Genomic DNA, 21681 nt, shown 5'->3' on the forward strand with positions numbered 1-21681 from the left:
ATGGTATCCCTCGATGCTTTATGGAACGAATTAAAAACAACTTATCAAAAGGATCTCTCACCTGCGAGCTATAATACTTGGATCGAAACCGCTCATCCACGTTCATTGGATCAGAGTCAATTAGTCGTCGAAGTACCAAGTAAAATTCATAAAGAATATTGGGAAAAGAATCTAACAACCAAAATTGTTGAAGTTGGTTACATGCTAACTGGAAAAGAGATCATTCCAAGGTTTGTAACTGGTGAAGAGGTGGAGCAAGAAGTCGTCGAAGAAATCAAAAGTCCTAAAATACCTGTTGCAAATCCAATAAAGAAGGCGATGTTGAACCCAAAATATACATTTGATACCTTCGTTATCGGTAAAGGAAACCAAATGGCTCATGCGGCAGCTTTAGTCGTTGCAGAAGACCCTGGTTCCATTTATAATCCTTTGTTCTTTTATGGTGGTGTCGGCCTTGGTAAAACCCATTTGATGCATGCTATCGGACATCAAATGTTGTTAAGCGAGCCTGATGCAAAGGTCAAATACGTTAGTAGTGAAACATTTGCCAATGACTTTATTAACTCGATCCAAAATAAAACTGCAGAGGAATTTCGCCAAGAATACCGAAACGTCGATCTTTTGTTGGTCGATGATATTCAATTCTTTGCTGAAAAAGAAGCAACACAGGAAGAATTTTTCCATACTTTCAATGCACTCTACAATGAAGGAAAACAAATTGTATTGACGAGTGATCGTTTACCAAATGAGATTCCAAAATTACAAGAACGTTTGGTTTCACGTTTTGCGTGGGGATTGTCAGTTGATATCACACCACCCGATTTAGAAACGAGAACTGCGATTTTACGTAAAAAAGCAGCAGCCGAACGTTTGGAAATACCCGATGATACCTTGAGTTACATTGCCGGACAAATTGATTCAAACATCCGTGAATTAGAAGGAGCACTCGTTCGCGTTCAAGCATTTGCTGCGATGAATAGTGAAGATATCTCAACTAGTTTAGCTGCAGATGCACTGAAAACACTAAAATCTGGTAAAGGTCATCCGCAATTATCTATCTTACAGATCCAAGAAGAAGTCGCGAAATATTATCATATTCAGTTAAAAGACCTAAAAGGAAAAAAACGTGTCAAATCAATCGTTGTACCGAGACAAATCGCTATGTACTTAGCAAGAGAGCTAACGGATAGTTCTTTACCAAAAATTGGTGCTGAATTTGGTGGGAAAGACCATACAACAGTGATTCATGCTCACGAAAAAATCCAGCAATTAATGGAATCAAGTGTCAGCATGCAAAATGAAGTATCCGAAATCAAAAATTTCTTATTAAATTAACTTTGAAAAACGAAAAAACGCTTTGTGGATAAAATCAAAAAAAGCCTAAAAGTTATACACAGATTTTCCACAGCTGTTTTTTCTTTTATTTCTTGCATTTTTTTAGTTTTCCACAGAATTAACAGTACCTAATACTTTTATTATTTATATATTAACTAATAATAAATAAACGCTTAAAGGAGACACAACATGAAAGTAACTTTAAATCGAGCAAGTTTTATGCAAGAATTGCAAACTGTTCAACGTGCTATTTCAAGTAAAACCACTATTCCAATCTTGACTGGAGTCAAAATTACTTTGACTCAAGAAGGATTAACACTAACTGGGAGTAATGCAGATATTTCTATTGAAACTTTTTTATCTGTTGAAAATGAAAAAGCCCAAATGCAAATTGAATCAACTGGAGCAATTGTGTTACAAGCTCGTTTCTTTAGTGAAATTATCCGTCGCTTACCAGAAGACACCTTTACTCTTGAAGTCTTAGAGAATAAACAAGTAGCCATTACTTCAGGAAAAGCCAACTTCTTAGTCAATGGGTTAGATGCAGACAATTATCCTCATTTACCTGTCGTTGAAAGCCATAATCAAATGAAATTACCGGTACATGTCTTAACGAAATTGATCAATGAAACAGTATTCGCTGTCTCACAACATGAAAGTCGTCCAATTCTAACAGGGGTCCATTTTATTTTAGAAGGAAATTCTCTTTTGGCTGTAGCAACTGACTCCCACCGTCTAAGCCAACGAGTGATTCCAGTTGAACAAGCAGCTGATCATTTTGATATCGTGATTCCTGGTAAAAGTCTGACTGAATTATCTCGTTCATTGACAAATGAAGAAGAAATCGTTGAGATCAGTATCATGGAAAACCAAGTACTCTTTAAAACAGAAAACATGTATTTTTATTCCCGTCTGTTGGAAGGAAACTACCCCGATACTAATCGGTTGATTCCTTCAAGCTTCAACACAGAAGTAGAATTTTCTGTTCCAAGTTTCCTTGCAGCGATTGAACGTGCCTCATTACTTTCTCATGAAGGACGTAATAATATCGTTCGTTTATCCATCCAATCAGATGCGGTGATTCTATATGGAAACTCGCCTGAAATCGGAAAAGTAGAAGAAAGTCTGAATTATGTGGCAAGTAGTGGGGATCCTTTGGATATTTCCTTTAACCCTGATTACATGAAAGCTGCGTTACGTGCGTTTGGTGATATGAGTATCAAAGTGAAATTTATTTCTTCTATTCGTCCGTTTACATTAGAACCAACAGAAGATGGTGTTCAATTTATCCAGTTAATCACACCAGTACGTACGAACTAATCTGTATATCATTTTGAAAAAGTAATGAAAAAAACAAAAAATAAACAAAAAGCCATAAAATCACTTTTAAGGCTTTTTGTTTATTTTTGTTTAAAACACCTTTTTTCGCTTAAATCGTCTTATATGGAAAAATATATGGATAAATTTGTTTTATTGCCTAAAAAAAGGTATAATAGAGTATACATTTATTAATGAAAATGAGGGATGAACATTGAAACAACAAGTCATTCTAAAAACAGAATTTATGACGTTGGGTCAAATGCTAAAAGAAGTCACAGTAATTAGCAGTGGTGGACAAGCAAAATGGTATTTAGCTGAAAACACTGTCTTGGTAGACGGCGAACCAGAGAATCGTCGTGGACGAAAACTTTATCCCGGCATGATGGTTGAAGTTCCAGAAGTGGGAACTTTTTTTATGGTAAAAAAAGGAATAAACGATAATGAGGCTGAATAAGCTGTATCTAAAAAATTATCGAAACTATCAGGAATTAAAGATTACGTTTACTAAAAACCTTGTCATTTTTTTAGGAGAAAATGCCCAAGGTAAGACGAATCTTTTGGAAAGTATTTATGTTTTGGCTATGACGAGAAGTCACCGTACCAGCAGTGAGCAAGAATTGATCGGATGGCAAGGCGAGCAAGCACTGATCCAGGGCGAAGTGACAAAAGGAACCTCTAAGATTCCTTTGGAGATCCTTCTTTCAAAAAAGGGACGCAAAACAAAGATCAATCATATCGAACAAAAAAAATTAAGTAGCTATGTTGGTCAATTAAATGTCATTTTATTTGCACCTGAAGACCTTTCATTAGTAAAGGGTAGTCCGCAGATCAGGCGAAAATTTCTTGATATGGAGTTAGGACAGATCAATCCGATCTATCTTTACGATTTGGTTCAATATCAAGGTATCCTAAAACAAAGAAATCAATATTTGAAACAACTGAATGAAAAAAAACAAACAGATTTACTTTATTTAGATATTTTATCTGAACAGTTAGCTGAATTTGGAAGTAAAGTATTGAAAGCACGTGCACAGTTTGTTCGACGACTGGAATTTTGGGCAAATACATTGCACCAACAAATCACCCATCAAAAAGAGCAATTAGAGATTGAATATGTCACCTCGTTTTCTTCTTTAAGTACACAAACACAAGAAGAGATCCAAACACAATTTTTAGAATTGTTGAATCAAAACAAAAAGAAAGATATGTTTCGCGGAACAACGACAATTGGACCACATCGTGATGATCTTTCTTTTTTCGTCAATCAAAAAAACGTGCAAACGTATGGTTCTCAAGGACAGCAGCGGACCACTGCTTTAAGTGTTAAGTTGGCTGAAATTGATTTGATCAAAGAAGAAACTGGGGAGTATCCAATTCTTTTACTTGATGATGTAATGAGTGAGCTAGATGATAATCGCCAACTACATTTACTAGAAACGATTGAAGGAAAGGTACAGACTTTCTTAACAACAACGACACTTGATCATGTAAAAAACAAAATGACTGTTGAACCAGAGATTTTTTATGTTCAGCAAGGGGAAATAAAAGGAGAAGAAGGCTAAATGACAGATGAAAAAAGTTTAGTAGAACGTGCAAAAGAATATGATGCCAGTCAGATCCAAGTTCTTGAAGGACTTGAAGCCGTTCGAAAACGTCCTGGTATGTATATCGGCTCCACAAGTTCGGAAGGATTACATCACTTAGTATGGGAAATCGTTGATAACTCTATCGATGAAGTCCTAGCAGGATTTGCGACGAAAATCCAAGTAATAATTGAAAAAGATAACAGTATTACTGTCATCGATGATGGCCGAGGTATCCCCGTTGATATCCAAGCCAAAACTGGTCGTCCAGCGGTAGAAACGGTGTTTACGGTACTCCATGCTGGTGGGAAATTCGGCGGAGGCGGTTATAAAGTATCTGGTGGTCTTCACGGGGTAGGTTCTTCGGTTGTAAATGCGCTCTCCACTCAGCTTGATGTAAAAGTCTACAAAGATGGAAATGTGTACTATCAGGAATATCGTCGTGGTGCTGTTGTCGATGATCTGAAGATTATTGAACAAACCGATCGAAACGGGACAACTGTTCATTTTATACCAGATCCAGAAATCTTTACGGAAACAACAGTTTTTGATTTTAATAAGCTAGCGACCCGTATCCGCGAATTAGCATTCTTGAACCGGGGAATGAAGATCTCGATTGAAGATAAGAGAGAAGAATCTCCAGTAGTAAAAGAGTACCATTATGACGGTGGGATCAAGAGCTATGTGGAATATTTGAATGCAAATAAAACGGTCATTTTTCCAGAGCCAGTTTATTTAGAAGGAGAACAACAAGACATCACGGTAGAAGTTTCCATGCAATATACCGATGGTTACCACTCCAACATCATGAGTTTTGCAAATAATATCCATACTTATGAAGGTGGTACGCATGAATCTGGCTTCAAGACAGCGTTGACACGTGTGATCAATGACTATGCACGTAAACAAAAATTGATGAAAGAAAATGATGATAACTTAACTGGTGAAGATGTGCGGGAAGGACTGACCGCAGTAATTTCGATCAAACACCCAGATCCACAATTTGAAGGGCAAACCAAAACAAAATTAGGTAATTCTGAAGTTCGGACAGTAACAGATCGTCTGTTTAGCGAGCATTTCATGAAATTCTTGTTAGAAAATCCAAGTGTTGGACGACAAATCATTGAAAAAGGATTGTTGGCTTCTAAAGCACGTCTAGCAGCGAAACGTGCCCGTGAAGTAACCAGAAGAAAAGGCGCATTAGAAATCAGTAATTTGCCTGGTAAACTGGCGGATTGCTCAAGTAATGATCCAGAAAAATGCGAATTGTTCATCGTCGAAGGAGATTCTGCCGGCGGTTCAGCAAAACAAGGGCGAAATCGTGAATTTCAAGCAATTTTACCGATTCGTGGGAAAATCTTAAATGTTGAAAAAGCAAGTATGGATAAAATTCTAGCCAATGAAGAAATCCGCTCTTTATTTACCGCTATGGGAACAGGATTCGGTGAAGACTTCGATGTTTCCAAAGCTCGTTACCACAAATTAGTGATTATGACGGATGCCGATGTCGATGGTGCCCATATTCGAACATTGCTCTTAACCTTGTTTTATCGTTATATGCGCCCAATTGTTGAAGCGGGATATGTTTATATTGCACAACCGCCGCTATACGGGGTAAAACAAGGGAAAAAAATCACGTATGTACAACCCGGTAAAAACGCTGAAGAAGATTTGAAACAAGTAGTTGCTTCTCTACCAGCTACACCAAAACCAAGTGTTCAACGATACAAAGGGTTAGGTGAAATGGATGACCATCAACTATGGGAAACAACGATGGACCCTAGCAATCGTATGATGGCTCGTGTTAGTGTGGATGATGCTATCGCAGCTGATCAAATTTTTGAAATGTTAATGGGTGATCGAGTGGAACCTCGTCGTGCATTCATTGAAGAAAATGCCCATTATGTGAAAAACTTAGATATTTAGTCATGAAGGAGGAAAAAAGATGAGTGAAGAAATCAGAGAGAACATCCATGATGTCAATCTAACTAGCGAAATGAAAGACTCCTTCATCGATTATGCGATGAGTGTTATTGTTGCTCGTGCACTACCGGATGTTCGAGATGGGTTAAAACCTGTTCATCGCCGTATTTTATACGGGATGAACGAATTGGGTGTGACCCCAGATAAAGCCCATAAAAAATCTGCCAGAATCGTTGGGGATGTTATGGGTAAGTATCACCCCCATGGAGACAGTGCTATTTATGAATCCATGGTACGGATGGCACAACCATTTAGTTATCGGTACATGCTAGTGGATGGACATGGTAACTTTGGTTCTGTCGATGGTGATGGAGCAGCTGCGATGCGGTACACCGAAGCACGTATGAGTAAAATTGCCACGGAGATGCTACGGGATATCAATAAAAATACTGTAGATTTCCAAAGTAACTATGACGATACAGAAAGGGAACCAGTCGTACTTCCAGCACGCTTTCCTAATCTGCTAGTTAACGGAACAACAGGGATCGCAGTTGGTATGGCGACGAATATCCCCCCTCATAATTTATCTGAGGTAGTAGCAGCGATCGATCTATTGATGGAAAATCCAGAAGTAACGACCAATGAATTGATGGAAGTTTTACCTGGACCCGATTTTCCAACCGGTGGTCTCGTGATGGGTAAATCAGGTATTCGCCGTGCTTACGAAACGGGGAAAGGCTCAATAACCGTTCGAGCAAAAGTAGAAATCACGGAGATGCCTAATGGCAAAGAACGAATTATCGTAACGGAACTTCCTTATATGGTCAATAAAGCAAAATTGATCGAACGAATCTCTGAATTACACCGCGATAAACGGATTGAAGGAATTACGGATTTGCGTGATGAGTCTTCCCGTGAAGGAATGCGGATCGTTATCGATATCCGCCGTGATGCAAGTGCTTCGGTTATTTTAAATAACCTGTATAAGTTGACTTCATTACAAAATTCATTTGGTTTCAATATGCTGGCCATTGAAAAAGGCGTTCCTAAAGTACTGAGTCTTAAACAAATACTTGAAAACTATGTAGAGCATCAGCGTGAAGTGATCACTCGCCGAACGATTTTTGAAAAAGAAAAGGCAGAAGCACGAGCTCACATTTTAGAAGGTTTACGGATCGCATTGGACCATATTGATGAAATCATTGCAATTATCCGTGGGTCTAAATCTGACGATGAAGCAAAAACAACGATGATTGATCGTTTTGAATTATCTGATCGACAAGCACAAGCGATCTTAGATATGCGTTTACGTCGTCTAACTGGTTTAGAACGTGAGAAAATCGAAAATGAATACCAAGAATTATTACGATTGATCGAAGATTTAACGGATATTCTTGCTCGTCCAGAACGTGTGACCGAAATCATCAAAACAGAGTTAGCAGAATTAAACCAACGTTTTGGTGACAAACGTCGTACAGAATTACTAGTGGGTGAAGTTTTAAGTCTTGAAGATGAAGACTTGATCGAAGAAGAAGAAATCGTTATTACACTCACGAACAATGGGTATATCAAACGTTTAGCGAACAATGAATTTAGAGCACAACGTCGTGGTGGACGTGGTGTACAAGGAATGGGCGTGCATAACGATGACTTCGTCAAAAACCTTGTCTCTTGTTCGACACATGACACCTTGCTGTTCTTTACCAATAACGGGAAAGTCTATCGTGCCAAAGGATATGAAATTCCAGAATATGGTCGAACTGCGAAAGGAATCCCGATCATTAACTTGTTAGGGATCGATTTAAGTGAAAAAATTCAAGCAATTATTGCAGTCACCGGTGAAGCTCAAGAAGGACATTACCTCTTCTTCACTACTCGTCAAGGAACGGTGAAACGGACCACCGTAACTGCTTTTGCGAATATCCGCAGTAATGGATTGATTGCGATTGGCTTAAAAGAAGACGATGAATTAGTCAACGTGTTGTTAACAGATGGTCAATCAAACATTATCATTGGTACACATGATGGTTATTCGGTAACGTTTGCGGAAGGAGCTGTTCGGGACATGGGACGGACAGCGTCAGGAGTTCGAGGTATTCGTTTAAGAGAAGACGATTATGTGATTGGTGCTGCCTTGATGAATGAAAATCATGAAGTCTTGATCATTACTGAAAAAGGCTATGGTAAACGAACGAAAGTGAAAGAGTATCCAGTGAAAGGTCGCGGCGGTAAAGGGATCAAAACAGCCAATATCACTGAAAAAAATGGTCCATTAGCTGGACTAGCCACGATTGTTGGAACAGAAGATATCATGCTGATCACAGATAAAGGCGTTATTATTCGTTTCAATGTCTCAACTGTTTCTCAAACTGGACGTGCTACACTTGGCGTACGTTTGATCAAAATGGAAGCTGATACGAAGGTTGTGACAATGGCGGCTGTCGAGCCAGAAAGAACAGAAGAAACTGAGACACCAACAGAGACCGTGGAAGATACCACAATAGGTAAAACAGAAGAATAGTCAAAAAACAGGGCTTGTCTCAGCGATGGGAAGCTTGTAAAAATAAGCCACAACCTCCGATACACAATGATTATCGGAGGTTGTGGCTTATTATTGTTTTATGTTTATGGATTCTTTTGCAACATAAAAAAGAATCCACCTACGAATAGCTCTTGTAGTTTTTATACTTTGTTATTGTAGGAGATCGTGTTTTTCAAGAGATTCAAAAAGAGAACTTTCGGCAGTCATTTAGTAAAGCATTTTATTAAAAACTTCTTTCTACACTATTTTCCCTTCAGCTTATTGCTTTTTTCACTCTATACGTGTATAATTAAAGATTGTGAGTAGTCTAATTTATTAGAAAACTCTCCTTGCTCTTGGGAATCTAAGAGCCGAAAGTCCATAGGGAGGTGAAAATCAATGGAAAATACGAAATATGAAATCATGTACATTATTCGTCCAAACATTGATGAAGAAGCAAAAACTGCTTTAATCGAACGTTTCGATGCAATCTTGAAAGATAACGGAGCTGAAGTTATCGAATCTAAAGATTGGGAAAAACGCCGTTTAGCGTATGAAATGAACGGTTACCGTGAAGGTATCTATCACATCGTTAAAGTGTCTTCTCCATCATCTGCAACTGCTGTCAATGAATTTGACCGTCTTGCTAAAATCAACGACGATATCATTCGTCACATGATCGTGAAAGAAGAAGCATAATTTATTGTTTCATGTGGAACAATAGAACAACGATGAGAGGAGATGAATCTTTTGATTAATAATGTTGTACTAGTTGGACGTCTAACTAAAGATCCGGATTTACGATATACATCAAGTGGCACTGCAGTAGCAACGTTTACTTTAGCTGTTAATCGTAATTTTACTAGCCAAAACGGCAATCGTGAGGCTGACTTTATTAATTGTGTGATTTGGCGTAAATCAGCAGAGACATTAGCAAACTATGCTCGTAAGGGGACTCTTTTAGGAGTTACTGGACGTATCCAAACTCGTTCTTATGATAATCAGCAAGGACAACGTGTATACGTAACAGAAGTAGTTGCTGAAAACTTCCAATTATTGGAAAGTCGTGCTGCATCTGAAAATCGTCAACAAACTGGCGGTTACCAAAGCTCTGGTCAATCGACAAATGATTTTGGCGGAAGTAATAACTATAATCAAACATCTCAATCATCCAACGGTATGCCTGATTTTGATCGTGACAATTCTGATCCATTTGGTTCAAGTTCAACGATCGACATTTCAGACGATGATTTACCATTCTAAACGAATTTGATAGGAGGGAAATAGAATGGCACAACAAAGAAGAGGCGGACGTAAACGTCGTAAAGTAGACTATATTGCTGCTAACCATATTGAATATATCGATTATAAAGATATTGAATTACTAAAAAGATTTATCTCAGAACGTGGAAAAATCTTGCCACGTCGTGTAACAGGTACAGGCGCTAAAAACCAACGTAAAATTACTGTTGCTATCAAACGCGCACGTATCATGGGCTTACTACCTTTCGTAAGTGAAGATTAATTGAAATAATGAAACGAGGAAATGGTTTTACTACCGTTCCCTCGTTTTTTACTTTTTGAGAATGAATGTTTAGATGTTTTATTATCAAAAAAAAGAGTGTCATCTATACTTAGAAGAATCATAGAGAAAAGCATCCACGATTTTCGTTTAGGATTGGGGATAAAGAATACTATCTTTAAAAATTCCATCTCCCCAAATCTGACTTTCCGACAAGCTGCTCTCAATCAACTCGATCGGTTGCTGATTGACTAAGATCATTGCACAACGGTAGCCAGCGAAAGGTTGATAAAGAGGCATGATGATTTCTTGTCCTTTCAATGCTAGCTCAATGTTATCGACTGTAAAAGCAACATGAGCTTCTTTTTGAATGATTGGATCAAGACGACAATCGGGACCAAAGGCATGGAGTTCGATTGGCATAGATAAAGAATTTTTCACATCCAGTGAGTACATATCGAATAAAGGACTATACTTTGTTTCTGGATGATCTTTGATTTCTTCCAGATCGATTGGTTTACCGATATGATGGAAGCTTAATTTGTTCATTTTATTCATATAATGCTCCTTTGCCTTTTATAAATTGCTCATTTGAACATTCAAAGTAGTAATAATTTGCTTTATTTCGGTTTGAGGTTAGATGATAACTGTCATCTCAAGGTTGAAAACAAGTTATTCTACCATTTTTTTTAATACAGTGAAAAGTATTTTCAGTTAAATAATCAAGCATTTGTTTAGTCGCTTGAATACGGGAAGTTATGGTAAAATTAAACTAATCAACTATGGGAGGAAGAAGATGGAAAAAGAAAAAGAAAACTTAACCCCTAGACCTCTCTTCATTTTTTTATTTTTATTGCTTGAAGTACTGGTTGTATTATTTATGCCATTTCGTTTTGTTAGCGCTTTGGTTGTGCTTTTGATGAACCTTTTTGGCTTACGTTATTGGTTGAAATTAAAACGATGGCTAATGATAAAAAATCGTGAAAAAATCCAACAAGCCTCAACGGTGGCTGAGAACAATCTTGCTTATGTCTCCGAAGTGATGCCAGTAGGAGTGATTGCGTACCAACCAACAAGCCAAAAAATTGAATGGTTGAACCCACTCGCCTTAAAAATCAAAGATCAAAGCAGCTTAACAGAAGAAGAACTATTAGATGCTTTTTTTTCGGCAAAAGAAAAAAAGAAAAAACAAGTATATTTAGCAGATCGAACCTTTCAATTTGAAATGGATACAGTAAAGGGGGTCGTTTATTTCAACGATATCACCCAAAATCAATTGTTGAAGCTCCATCAAACCAACAGCCAACCAGTGATTGGTATCTTATCAATTGATAATTATGCAGATGCTATCGATAAGTTAGATGACAAAGAAATTTCTTATCTCAATTCATTTGTGACTACAATGGTGTCTGATTGGATGAACGAATACCATGTCTTTTTTAAGCGGATCACTGCAGAACGCTTTTTCTTTGTCGCACAAATGATTGATTTGAAAAAAATGATGGACAAAAAATTTGATCTGTTGGATCGCTTACGTGCAGAAGCAGAGCGACAAAATTTGCCAATTACTCTAAGTATGGGGATTGCTTACGGTCAAGATTCGTTAGATGAAATTGGGGGAGAAGCCCAAAATAATTTGGACATTGCTCTAGTTCGAGGTGGCGACCAAGTTGTCGTGAAAGAACTACGTGAGGGAGCAAAACCTGTTTACTATGGAGGAAAATCAGCTAAGTCAGTCAAACGAACCCGTGTACGTTCACGAGCGATGAGTACTGCACTTCGTAAGATTTTTACTGAAACTGGCGATGTATTTATCATGGGGCATAAATTCCCCGATATGGATGCCATTGGTTCAGCATTTGGGGTAAGTTGCTTAGCTCGTTTCAATCAAAAAAAAGCGTATATCGTACTTGATGAAAACGAGATTATTCCAGACGTAGAACGATGTTTAGAGGAAATTCATAAACACCCTGAACTAGAAGCACAGCTGATTTCGCCCAAAAAAGCGATGGAGCTTAAAAAAGAAGAAGACCTGCTAGTTATGGTAGATTACCACAAACCCTCGCTATCGATCTCTCAGAGCCTATATGAGCAATTTGATAAGATCGTTATTATTGATCATCATCGACGTGGGGAGGAGTTCCCAAGTAAGCCGCTGTTGACGTATATCGAATCTTCTGCTTCTTCTGCTTCAGAGTTAGTAACAGAACTAATTCAGTATCAAAGCAATCGCTCGAATCGCTTAGATCGTTTTGAAGCGACGTTGTTATTGGCAGGCATGACTGTTGATACGAACAGTTTTAATGTACGCACAACGGCACGAACTTTTGATGTAGCAAGTTATTTAAGGTCTTGTAGTGCGGATGCTTCCCTAGTACAATATTTATTGAGTTCAGATTTAGCAACCTATTTGGAAATCAGCCATTTGATTGCACAGAGCGAATATGTAACTTCAGATATTGTCGTAGCAGCTGGGACAGATGAAAAGGAATATAATAGTGTGATCGCTGCGAAAACGGCAGACACCCTCTTATCAATGATCAATATCAATGGGGCTTTTGTCATCACGAAACGAACGGACGGGCTAGTCGGGATCAGTGCTCGTAGTTCGGGCACGATCAATGTTCAAGTGATCATGGAGTCTCTTGGCGGCGGCGGTCATTTCACCAATGCAGCGACCCAATTGGAAGGTGTCACAGTAGAAGAAACCAAACAGCGTTTACTTGCTGCAATCAAAGAAAATAGGAATCAATTATATGATAAGGAGTAATGGATATGAAAGTCATTTTCTTACAAGATGTAAAAGGTAAAGGAAAAAAAGGTGACGTTAAAGAAGTACCGAATGGTTACGCACAAAATTTCCTATTAAAAAATAATCTGGCAAAAGAAGCAAATAAAAGTAGTATTAGCCAATTAGCTGGACAAAAAAAGGCACAAGAAAAACAAGAAGCTGAAATTTTAGAAGAAGCAAAAGAACTAAAAGGATTTTTAGAAAAAGAAGAAACGGTTGTCGAACTGAAAGCCAAAGCGGGTGAAGATGGACGTTTATTCGGTTCAATCCCTTCAAAACAAATTGCTGAAGGATTGAACAAGCAATACAAAGTAAAACTAGATAAACGAAAAATCGAATTGAATAACCCAATCCGTACGTTAGGTTACACGAACGTACCAGTCAAATTGCATCATGAAGTGACTGCAACGATCAAAGTGCATGTGGTAGCAGAATAGCTACCTCACCAATCATTTCTGTTAGCAGTCTCTTGAGGTTTTGTAATAGGACTTGTTGAGAAATGATCGCAGAGACTGAGAGTTCTCTTCAAAAAGAAATCAGCCGGATTTTGATGAATCATGTCAAAATCCGGCTGATTTTCTTCATTTAATGGTAAAGATATTTGATAGGATGGTATAGAAAGCATACTTTCTTTTCGATTGATTTTAGCTACTTTATTCTTACAAGATTATGTGCTTTTTAATACCCTAGATCAAAAAAGTGGGACATTAACCAGATTTTTTTGTTCATGCCCTAGACTCTTTAAGCTTAGATTATTTTTTCTTGCGATATTTCAAAAATAGTAATATCATCACAAGGATTGTTGAATAAATTAATAAAGTTCCCAGTCTCATATACTACACTGCGTTTGTGACGTTAAACTGCAAATCGGAAATTCTGCTGTTAAAGTCATCCGCACTCCTCCATTTGATCTATTTTTACTAATCATTGTTTTTACATCACTTTGACCTTGATCGCAACGTTTGGCTAATACTGCAGCACCAATAATTGTCCCAACTACAGCTCCAATCACACCACCAATTACAGCACCATAACCCGCACCATTTACTGCTAAACCAACAGAACAAAAACCTAAATAGTCTCTTAAATTAGCTAATCCTGTCTTACTAGTGGCATAATCGTTGATACCACCATTAACAAATTTTTCTGACCACCCGGTAGTATCGTAAAGTCCTCGTGCGAACGTATTGTCACCATAAGCATAGTGGACTTCAGCGCCATCATATTTTAAGATAAGAGACTGGATCAAAGCTTTTGTTTCTGCTGAGTCTGGCTGATTCATTAACTGTTGTTTGATCTCTGGACGATTCACTTCTTGCACAAAATTTTTGTATAATTCATTGGATTCGACAATCGTGACTTTATCTAGTTGAAAATGGTTTTCAGCTGGTACACTAGCGGTTTTCTCAGCTGCATCAACGATTTGTGTTACTCCTGGTACTACAGATCCAAATAAAGACAGACAAGACAATAAAATAGCAACGAGTTTCATTTTTTTCGTAACACATTTCCTCCTAAAATTTTTTGTGCGGACTAGAGAACGTTTTCTGTAATGAATTATAGCACAATCAATAGTATATAGTATTAAATAATCATAAGTGATCTATTTTTTGTCAAAAATGAAAAAATAGGAAAAAATAAAAAAAGTTTCCTTTTTTTTTTTCGATTATGACAAAACCTATTGAACATATAGCTAGTTTGGTACTAGCGTAAAGGATCACTTGACTGATATACTTTTTATAGTTGTTTCATTTTATCAAGGGATCTTCGTTCTCAAAGTTTTTGCTAGTTTAAGATTTTGATGAATCTACATATGTATTTTTTGTACTTATTCTTGGTATTGACTGTCTCTTTTATTGATTTCGAAAGATAAGCAACCATTACACTCACTTTTTTAAAGTGACTTTTTTACGATTTTCTTGTAAAATAAAGCAATTGAAGACAAGGAGCGATATGTATGAATGAAGTGTGGCAGGATCGAATTCCACCGCAAAATATTGAAGCTGAACAAGCGGTTTTAGGATCGGTTTTTTTAGATGCTGAAACGATCATTGATGCCATGGAGTACATAGAACCGAAAGACTTTTATCGTCGGGGACATCAAATCATTTTTGAAACAATGATCGAGTTAAATGACCGTAATGAAGCAATAGATGTAGTGACTGTAAAAGATCGGTTGGAGCAAGCAAACTTATTAGAAGATGCTGGTGGGTTAAGCTACCTTTCAGATTTAGCGTTAGCTGTGCCTACTGCAGCAAATATCGTCTATTATGCGAAAATCGTTGAAGAAAAATCATTGCTCCGCACACTGATCCAAACAGCTACTGGGATCGTGACAAAAGGGTTTGAACAAGGGGAAGAAGTCCAGTCGATTCTGGATGATGCCGAGCGCAGTATTTTAGAAGTATCAGAAAAAAGAAACCGCAGTGGCTTTCTATCTATTGCAGAAGTCTTGAACTCAACCATTGAAAATATTGACCAACTGGCCCAAAATAATGAAGAAATCACAGGATTACCGACTGGATATCAAGGACTTGATAAAATGACAGCAGGTTTTCAACCTGAGGAATTGATCATCCTAGCAGCTCGGCCTGCGGTAGGGAAAACAGCTTTCGCATTAAATATAGCTCAAAATGTCGGGACAAAAACCGATCGTTCAGTTGCTATTTTTAGTTTGGAAATGGGGGCTGAATCGCTTGTCAATCGGATGCTTTGTGCGGAAGGATCGATCGAAGCAAGCCATTTGCGTACCGGTCAACTTTCTGAAGAAGAGTGGTCTAATTTGATCGTTGCAATGGGGAGTTTGTCACGGGCAAATATCTTTATTGATGATACTCCAGGAATAAAAATTTCTGAGATTCGTGCCAAATGCCGAAAATTAGCGCAGGAAAAAGGAAATCTTGGATTGATCTTGATTGACTACTTGCAATTGATTGAAGGAAATGGGAGAGAAAATCGTCAACAAGAAGTATCTGATATTTCACGTCAATTAAAAAAGCTAGCCAAAGAATTAAAAGTACCCGTTATTGCGTTGTCCCAGCTTTCCCGTGGAGTAGAACAACGTCAAGATAAACGTCCTGTATTAAGTGATATCCGTGAATCGGGTTCCATTGAGCAAGATGCTGATATCGTAGCCTTCTTATATCGAGATGATTACTATGAAAGAGAAGGTGGCGAAGACAATGAGGATAACGAACCAAAAAACGACAATGTCATTGAAGTCATCATCGAAAAAAACCGTAGTGGTGCCCGTGGTACAGTAGAATTACTGTTTATCAAAGAATACAACAAATTTTCGTCGTTATCCCCGAGAGAAGAATATTGATTATAAATTGACTATAAAAAAGCACCTCCAAATTATCTCGTTAATTTGGAGGTGCTTTTTTAGCTATCGATCATTCCAACTGTTCTTTATCAAAAGAAAACGCAGCAGAATCACATTTGGGAAATAATAGTATAGTAAATTAGGAAGCAGTCTACCCTAGTAATCATTATTTCTAATAAGCAAAGATGTTTAGATTACGATTCTGTCAGTGGCAACGAGTAATAAACCCTAAAAAACTATCTTATTTGCTTTGTACTAAAGGAACTTTCTTCTCTGAATAGTTTTATTTACACTAGTTTCTATTTAAAATTTATCATCGTTCGTTTTTCAAGCGTTTTTATAAAATAAATAAAAGAATCATTCGATTTTAGTTGAATAAGTAATGAGTTATTGTTACAATAATTCAGGATTAAATAAAATAAAACGAGGTGTTCAAATGTCATCTGTAGTAGTGGTAGGTACACAATGGGGCGACGAAGGGAAAGGAAAAATTACTGACTTTCTTAGTGAAAATGCTGAAGTGATCGCACGGTACCAAGGTGGCGATAATGCAGGACACACGATCAAATTCAACGGTGTTACTTATAAACTGCATTTGATTCCTTCGGGGATTTTTTATAAAGATAAAATCAGTGTGATCGGGAATGGTGTGGTAGTCAATCCTAAATCATTAGTCAAAGAGTTAGCTTATTTACATGAAAAAGGTGTAACTACTGATAACTTACGTATTTCTGACCGAGCACATGTTATTTTGCCTTATCACATCAAGTTGGATCAATTACAAGAAGATGCAAAAGGTGAAAATAAAATCGGTACAACAATCAAAGGGATCGGACCAGCATACATGGACAAAGCAGCTCGTGTAGGGATCCGCATAGCTGACTTACTAGACAAAGAAATTTTTGAAGAACGCTTACGTTTAAACTTAGAAGATAAAAACCGTCAATTTGTAAAAATGTTTGATTCTGAGCCAATTGATTTTGACTCGATATTTGAAGAATATTATGAATATGGTCAACAAATCAAACAGTATGTTACTGATACATCTGTCATTTTAAATGATGCCCTAGATGCAGGAAAACGAGTATTATTTGAAGGCGCACAAGGGGTTATGCTGGATATCGACCAAGGAACCTATCCATTTGTTACTTCTTCAAACCCAGTCGCAGGTGGCGTAACGATCGGTAGTGGCGTAGGTCCATCTAAAATCAATAAAGTTGTTGGTGTATGTAAAGCTTATACTTCTCGTGTAGGAGATGGTCCATTCCCAACTGAATTGTTTGATGAAACGGGACAACAAATTCGTGAAGTTGGTCGCGAATACGGAACGACTACAGGTCGTCCACGACGTGTGGGATGGTTTGATTCAGTAGTGATGCGTCACTCAAAACGTGTTTCAGGAATTACTAATCTATCCCTTAATTCAATTGATGTCTTAAGTGGACTTGATACAGTAAAAATTTGTACAGCTTATGAGCTAGATGGAGAATTGATTTATCATTATCCAGCAAGTTTGAAAGAATTGAAACGTTGTAAACCTGTTTATGAAGAACTTCCAGGTTGGTCTGAAGATATTACAGCATGCAAAACACTTGCTGAATTACCAGAAAATGCACGTAACTATGTCAGACGTATTTCTGAACTCGTAGGTGTGCGTATTTCAACATTTTCTGTTGGACCTGATAGAACACAAACAAATATCTTAGAAAGCGTCTGGGCACAAATTTAAGCCATTCAGCTAAGTTCGTTGAGACAGGACATTCTTGTTCCTTAAGAATGAACGAAATAGCAGAAGTATAGGTAAGAATGCTCATGCGGTAAAGAAAGAAAACGTCGAAACTGCGAAATTTGTTTTTAACATTTTTGTAGATTTTGGCGTTTTTTTTCAATAAGTAATCAAAGTTGGTTTAGAGGTGAGCGTTGTTCTTCTTTTTAATCATCCATTAAAATTTTACGAAGACAATGTTTTTCCTTTTTACAAACATAGTTAACGTTATTTTCCATGCAAGAGATTTGCTATAATAGGAGTTAAGGGTAAAATGAAAAGTTGAAGGAGTTGAAGGGTGTGTATCAAATCGTAACCGATTCATGTTGTGATCTGCCTTATCAAGTGCTACAAGCAGCCAAGGTTGATTATTTATCAATGAAGATCCAGTTAGATGAAGAAGAATTAGTAGATGATCTGGGAAAAACGTTTAATTATGATCATTATATGGAACAATTAAGAAATGGGGCTACCCCAACGACCTCACAAATCAATGTGGGTCAATACTTAGAATTTTTCCGTCCTTACGTTGAACAAAATATTCCTATCCTTTATGTTGCTTTTTCCAGTGCTTTAAGTGGATCCTATAGTAGTGCGTTACAAGCAGTAGAATTATTAAAAGAAGAATATCCAGATCCACAAGTAAAGGTCTTTGATACAAAAGCCGCAAGCGTTGGGGAAGGGTTATTAGTATTGGAAGCTGTTCGATTGAAAAACGAGGGGAAAACATTAGAAGAGAACTTAGAATGGTTAGAAAACAATTACTTAAAAGTACATTCTTGGGTAACCGTTGATGATCTCAAACACCTTGAACGTGGGGGGCGTATCTCTAAAACTAGTGCTACACTAGGTAGTATTCTAAACGTGAAGCCAATTATCACAGTCGATCAGGAAGGAGGTTTGACGAATATCAGCAAAGTACGAGGACGAAATAAATCGATACAAAAAATTGTTGAGGAAACTGTCAAAACCATTGTCGCCCCATTAGAACAAACTGTTTATATTGCTTATGCAGGAGATTTAGAAAGTGCTGAAAAAACAAAACAATTACTTGAAGAGAATATTAAGATGAAAGAAGTCAAGTTATATCCGCTTGGGCCTACCATCGCAAGCCATACAGGATATGGATGTATTGCGATATTCTCAATGGGAATCACTCGATAAAAAATTGTAGTCATTGTAGAAGAAATGCCCCAAAAAAGAACCATTCAGAAGAAAAAGAATATTCTTCGATTGGTTCTTTTTTAGAATATAAAATAACTGATTTATATTAAGTTAAATCTTTTGTCGATAGTAAGTACTTCCTAAATTTGCTATAATAAAGCCAGTAATTCGTGGAGTGTAAAAGATGGTAGCTAATCTCTTGAACAAGGGGTGATGCTTATGGTTAAAAGCTTTGTCCCTGGAAAGGAATAAAGTTGTCAGTATATGAAGCAATACAACTCATGCTCGCATTTGCGACATTTGTGCTGTTGTTAATTGACAAAAAAGACCAAAAAAATAACCATCTAAATCACTTTTAGCAGAGTTTTTAGATGGTTATCACATTAAAAACAAAGCTACCGTCTTTTTAACGGCGCGAATTACTGATGAAGGGATTGTTTGCGCAATCCCTTTTTCACTATCCATTATAGCTTATCAGTTAGAAAAAATAAAGCGGTTAATAAAGCAAATAAGAGAAAAATAATGGTCTCCTTCATACTATAGATTATAGACAGTAAATGGAACTCAGGTACCTCTAGCTAGTTGTGAAAAACAGTGCTTATCATAAAAGAAAGGGACATCTCACCGTCTGATGAGATGTCCCTGATAGGCTATTTTCTTAAGTCTACATGATTGTTGCTTTACTTCCAGAGATCTTCTAATTGTTTTTGGATATCTTTATTTTCTAAAAATTCATCATAAGTTGTATCTGCTCGATCAATAACACCTTTATCAGAAACAGCAATGATACGATTAGCCAATGTTTGGATAAATTGATGGTCATGTGAAGCAAAAAGGATAGAGCCAGTAAAGGCCATCAAGCCATCGTTTAGTGCTGTAATCGACTCTAGATCTAAATGATTCGTAGGATCGTCTAAAACTAAGACATTTGCTTTAGAAAGCATCATTTTAGAAAGCATGCAACGCACTTTTTCACCACCAGAAAGGACATTGACAGGTTTTAATACTTCTTCTCCAGAAAACAGCATGCGTCCTAAAAAGCTTCGTAAAAACGTATTATCGTCTTCTTCTTTACTTGCGTATTGACGTAACCAATCTAAGATCGTCAATTCATTATCAAATTCTTTCGTTGTATCTTTTGGTAGATAAGAATTGCTCGTTGTTACGCCCCATCTTACAGTTCCAGTATCAGGAGTGATCTCACCCATGATTACTTTAAATAAAGTGGTTGTTGTAATATCATTTTCAGCAACGAACGCAACTTTATCTTCTTTACTTAAGTTAAATGATATATCATTTAATATTTTCTTACCGTCGATCGTTACACTCACATTTTCGACCTGTAAGAGATCATTACCAATTTCACGTTCTGGTTTAAATCCAACGAATGGATAACGACGTGAAGAAGGTTGAATATCGTCAAGAGTAATTTTTTCTAACATTTTCTTACGAGAAGTTGCCTGTTTAGATTTTGAAGCATTCGCACTAAAACGAGCAATAAATTCTTGTAGTTCTTTGATTTGTTCCTCTTTTTTGGCATTGGCATTTGCTTGTAATTTTGCAGCAAGTTGACTTGATTCTAACCAAAAATCATAGTTACCAACGTATAATTTGATTTTTCCAAAATCTAAATCTGCCATATGGGTACATACTTTATTTAAGAAATGACGGTCATGAGAAACAACGATAACCGTATTTTCAAATTCAATTAAAAATTCTTCTAACCAGTTGATGGATTGGATATCTAATCCATTCGTAGGCTCATCAAGGAGTAACACATCCGGTTTACCAAACAATGTTTGAGCTAAAAGTACTTTGACTTTTTGACCACCAGTAAGTTCACTCATCAATTGATGGTGCAATTCTTCTGGAATATTCAGTCCTTGTAGTAAAACAGCAGCTTCAGGTTCAGCTTCCCAACCATTTAATTCAGCAAACTCGCCTTCTAATTCAGCTGCTCGGATACCATCTTCATCAGTGAAATCTTCCTTCATATAGATAGCGTCTTTTTCTTTCATAACTTCGTATAAACGTTTATGTCCCATAATAACTGTTTCTAAAACTGTATATTCTTCATAATCATAATGGTTTTGTTTCAATACAGCCATTCGCTCATCTGGTCCCATGGAAACAGTCCCCGTAGAAGGTTGTAAGTCTCCTGATAATACTTTAAGGAACGTTGATTTACCTGCACCATTTGCACCTATTAAGCCATAGCAATTTCCTGGAGTAAATTTAATATTAACATCATCAAATAGTTTGCGGTCTGAAAAGTGCAAACTTACATCATTTACAGTAATCAATTTTTTTCCTCACTTTATCTTTATAATATTTAACGAACCTCCTAGAATTATATAGGGGAAAAGAGAAAGTTTCAAGGTAATCAATTATTCTTTGTGTTTCACGTGGAACATGGGAATAAAAAATACTAA

At 37.1% G+C, this 21681-nt stretch carries 18 protein-coding genes; 15 read left to right on the top strand and 3 right to left on the bottom strand.

The features are described 5' to 3' along the window. The 9 genes from dnaA to rpsR all read left to right on the top strand — a co-directional run bounded on the left by dnaA (position 1) and on the right by rpsR (position 10207). Positions 1-1335: a chromosomal replication initiator protein DnaA gene (dnaA, locus tag IGL30_RS00005; protein WP_010720504.1), complete on the top strand. Its 1335-nt coding sequence runs from the start codon at positions 1-3 to the stop codon at positions 1333-1335. Positions 1336-1524: 189 nt separating this feature from the next. Continuing rightward, the gene (dnaN, locus tag IGL30_RS00010) at positions 1525-2655 is read left to right on the top strand and encodes a DNA polymerase III subunit beta (protein ID WP_010720503.1); all 1131 of its coding nucleotides are present in this window, start codon (positions 1525-1527) and stop codon (positions 2653-2655) included. A gap of 211 nt (positions 2656-2866) precedes the next feature. After that, positions 2867-3109, top strand: coding sequence for a S4 domain-containing protein YaaA (gene yaaA, locus IGL30_RS00015; RefSeq protein ID WP_010720502.1), 243 nt, complete (start codon positions 2867-2869; stop codon positions 3107-3109). Next, positions 3096-4217: a DNA replication/repair protein RecF gene (recF, locus tag IGL30_RS00020; protein WP_034697664.1), complete on the top strand. Its 1122-nt coding sequence runs from the start codon at positions 3096-3098 to the stop codon at positions 4215-4217. The genes yaaA and recF overlap by 14 nt, the downstream gene beginning before the upstream one ends. Beyond that, positions 4218-6164, top strand: a complete 1947-nt coding sequence (gene gyrB, locus IGL30_RS00025; RefSeq protein ID WP_010736776.1) for a DNA topoisomerase (ATP-hydrolyzing) subunit B — start codon at positions 4218-4220, stop codon at positions 6162-6164. 19 nt (positions 6165-6183) lie between these two features. After that, positions 6184-8682, top strand: coding sequence for a DNA gyrase subunit A (gene gyrA / locus IGL30_RS00030; protein ID WP_088745650.1), 2499 nt, complete (start codon positions 6184-6186; stop codon positions 8680-8682). 399 nt (positions 8683-9081) lie between these two features. Continuing rightward, the gene (gene rpsF, locus IGL30_RS00035; RefSeq protein WP_010720498.1) at positions 9082-9381 is read left to right on the top strand and encodes a 30S ribosomal protein S6; all 300 of its coding nucleotides are present in this window, start codon (positions 9082-9084) and stop codon (positions 9379-9381) included. 51 nt (positions 9382-9432) lie between these two features. After that, entirely contained in the window at positions 9433-9945 is a 513-nt protein-coding gene (gene ssb, locus IGL30_RS00040; protein ID WP_010720497.1) for a single-stranded DNA-binding protein, read from the top strand. Positions 9946-9970: 25 nt separating this feature from the next. Further along, positions 9971-10207 carry a 30S ribosomal protein S18 gene (rpsR, locus tag IGL30_RS00045; protein WP_002288370.1) on the top strand — a complete coding sequence of 79 codons (237 nt, stop codon included), beginning with the start codon at positions 9971-9973 and terminating at the stop codon, positions 10205-10207. A gap of 147 nt (positions 10208-10354) precedes the next feature. Here the strand turns inward: rpsR and IGL30_RS00050 are convergent, their stop codons facing one another. After that, complete coding sequence (locus IGL30_RS00050) at positions 10355-10762, bottom strand: hypothetical protein (RefSeq protein ID WP_010736777.1); 408 nt, start codon at positions 10760-10762, stop codon at positions 10355-10357. A gap of 238 nt (positions 10763-11000) precedes the next feature. Between IGL30_RS00050 and IGL30_RS00055 the strand changes: the two genes are divergently transcribed. Continuing rightward, positions 11001-12974, top strand: a complete 1974-nt coding sequence (locus tag IGL30_RS00055; RefSeq protein ID WP_094940644.1) for a DHH family phosphoesterase — start codon at positions 11001-11003, stop codon at positions 12972-12974. A 5-nt stretch (positions 12975-12979) separates the two neighbouring features. Further along, complete coding sequence (rplI, locus tag IGL30_RS00060; RefSeq protein WP_010720494.1) at positions 12980-13432, top strand: 50S ribosomal protein L9; 453 nt, start codon at positions 12980-12982, stop codon at positions 13430-13432. 392 nt (positions 13433-13824) lie between these two features. Here rplI and IGL30_RS00065 read toward each other — a convergent pair whose 3' ends face one another. Further along, on the bottom strand, positions 13825-14487 hold the full coding sequence (locus tag IGL30_RS00065) for a glycine zipper family protein (RefSeq protein WP_226062565.1): 663 nt from the start codon (positions 14485-14487) through the stop codon (positions 13825-13827). A 465-nt stretch (positions 14488-14952) separates the two neighbouring features. Here IGL30_RS00065 and dnaB point away from each other — a divergent pair, with 465 nt between their 5' ends. The 4 genes from dnaB (at position 14953) to IGL30_RS00085 (ending at position 19608) form a co-directional block, all read left to right on the top strand. After that, the gene (dnaB, locus tag IGL30_RS00070) at positions 14953-16320 is read left to right on the top strand and encodes a replicative DNA helicase (protein ID WP_010720492.1); all 1368 of its coding nucleotides are present in this window, start codon (positions 14953-14955) and stop codon (positions 16318-16320) included. A gap of 436 nt (positions 16321-16756) precedes the next feature. Further along, positions 16757-18049 (top strand): adenylosuccinate synthase, encoded by a 1293-nt coding sequence (locus IGL30_RS00075; RefSeq protein WP_010720491.1) that lies wholly within the window; start codon positions 16757-16759, stop codon positions 18047-18049. A gap of 336 nt (positions 18050-18385) precedes the next feature. After that, positions 18386-19249, top strand: coding sequence for a DegV family protein (locus IGL30_RS00080; RefSeq protein WP_088745093.1), 864 nt, complete (start codon positions 18386-18388; stop codon positions 19247-19249). Positions 19250-19503: 254 nt separating this feature from the next. Beyond that, positions 19504-19608 carry a putative holin-like toxin gene (locus tag IGL30_RS00085; protein ID WP_191984885.1) on the top strand — a complete coding sequence of 35 codons (105 nt, stop codon included), beginning with the start codon at positions 19504-19506 and terminating at the stop codon, positions 19606-19608. A gap of 321 nt (positions 19609-19929) precedes the next feature. Here the strand turns inward: IGL30_RS00085 and IGL30_RS00090 are convergent, their stop codons facing one another. Then, positions 19930-21552: an ABC-F family ATP-binding cassette domain-containing protein gene (locus IGL30_RS00090; RefSeq protein ID WP_081115159.1), complete on the bottom strand. Its 1623-nt coding sequence runs from the start codon at positions 21550-21552 to the stop codon at positions 19930-19932. Positions 21553-21681 lie beyond the last annotated feature (129 nt).

This window comes from Enterococcus sp. DIV1089c, from assembly GCF_050530965.1.
GTDB lineage: Bacteria > Bacillota > Bacilli > Lactobacillales > Enterococcaceae > Enterococcus_B > Enterococcus_B hirae.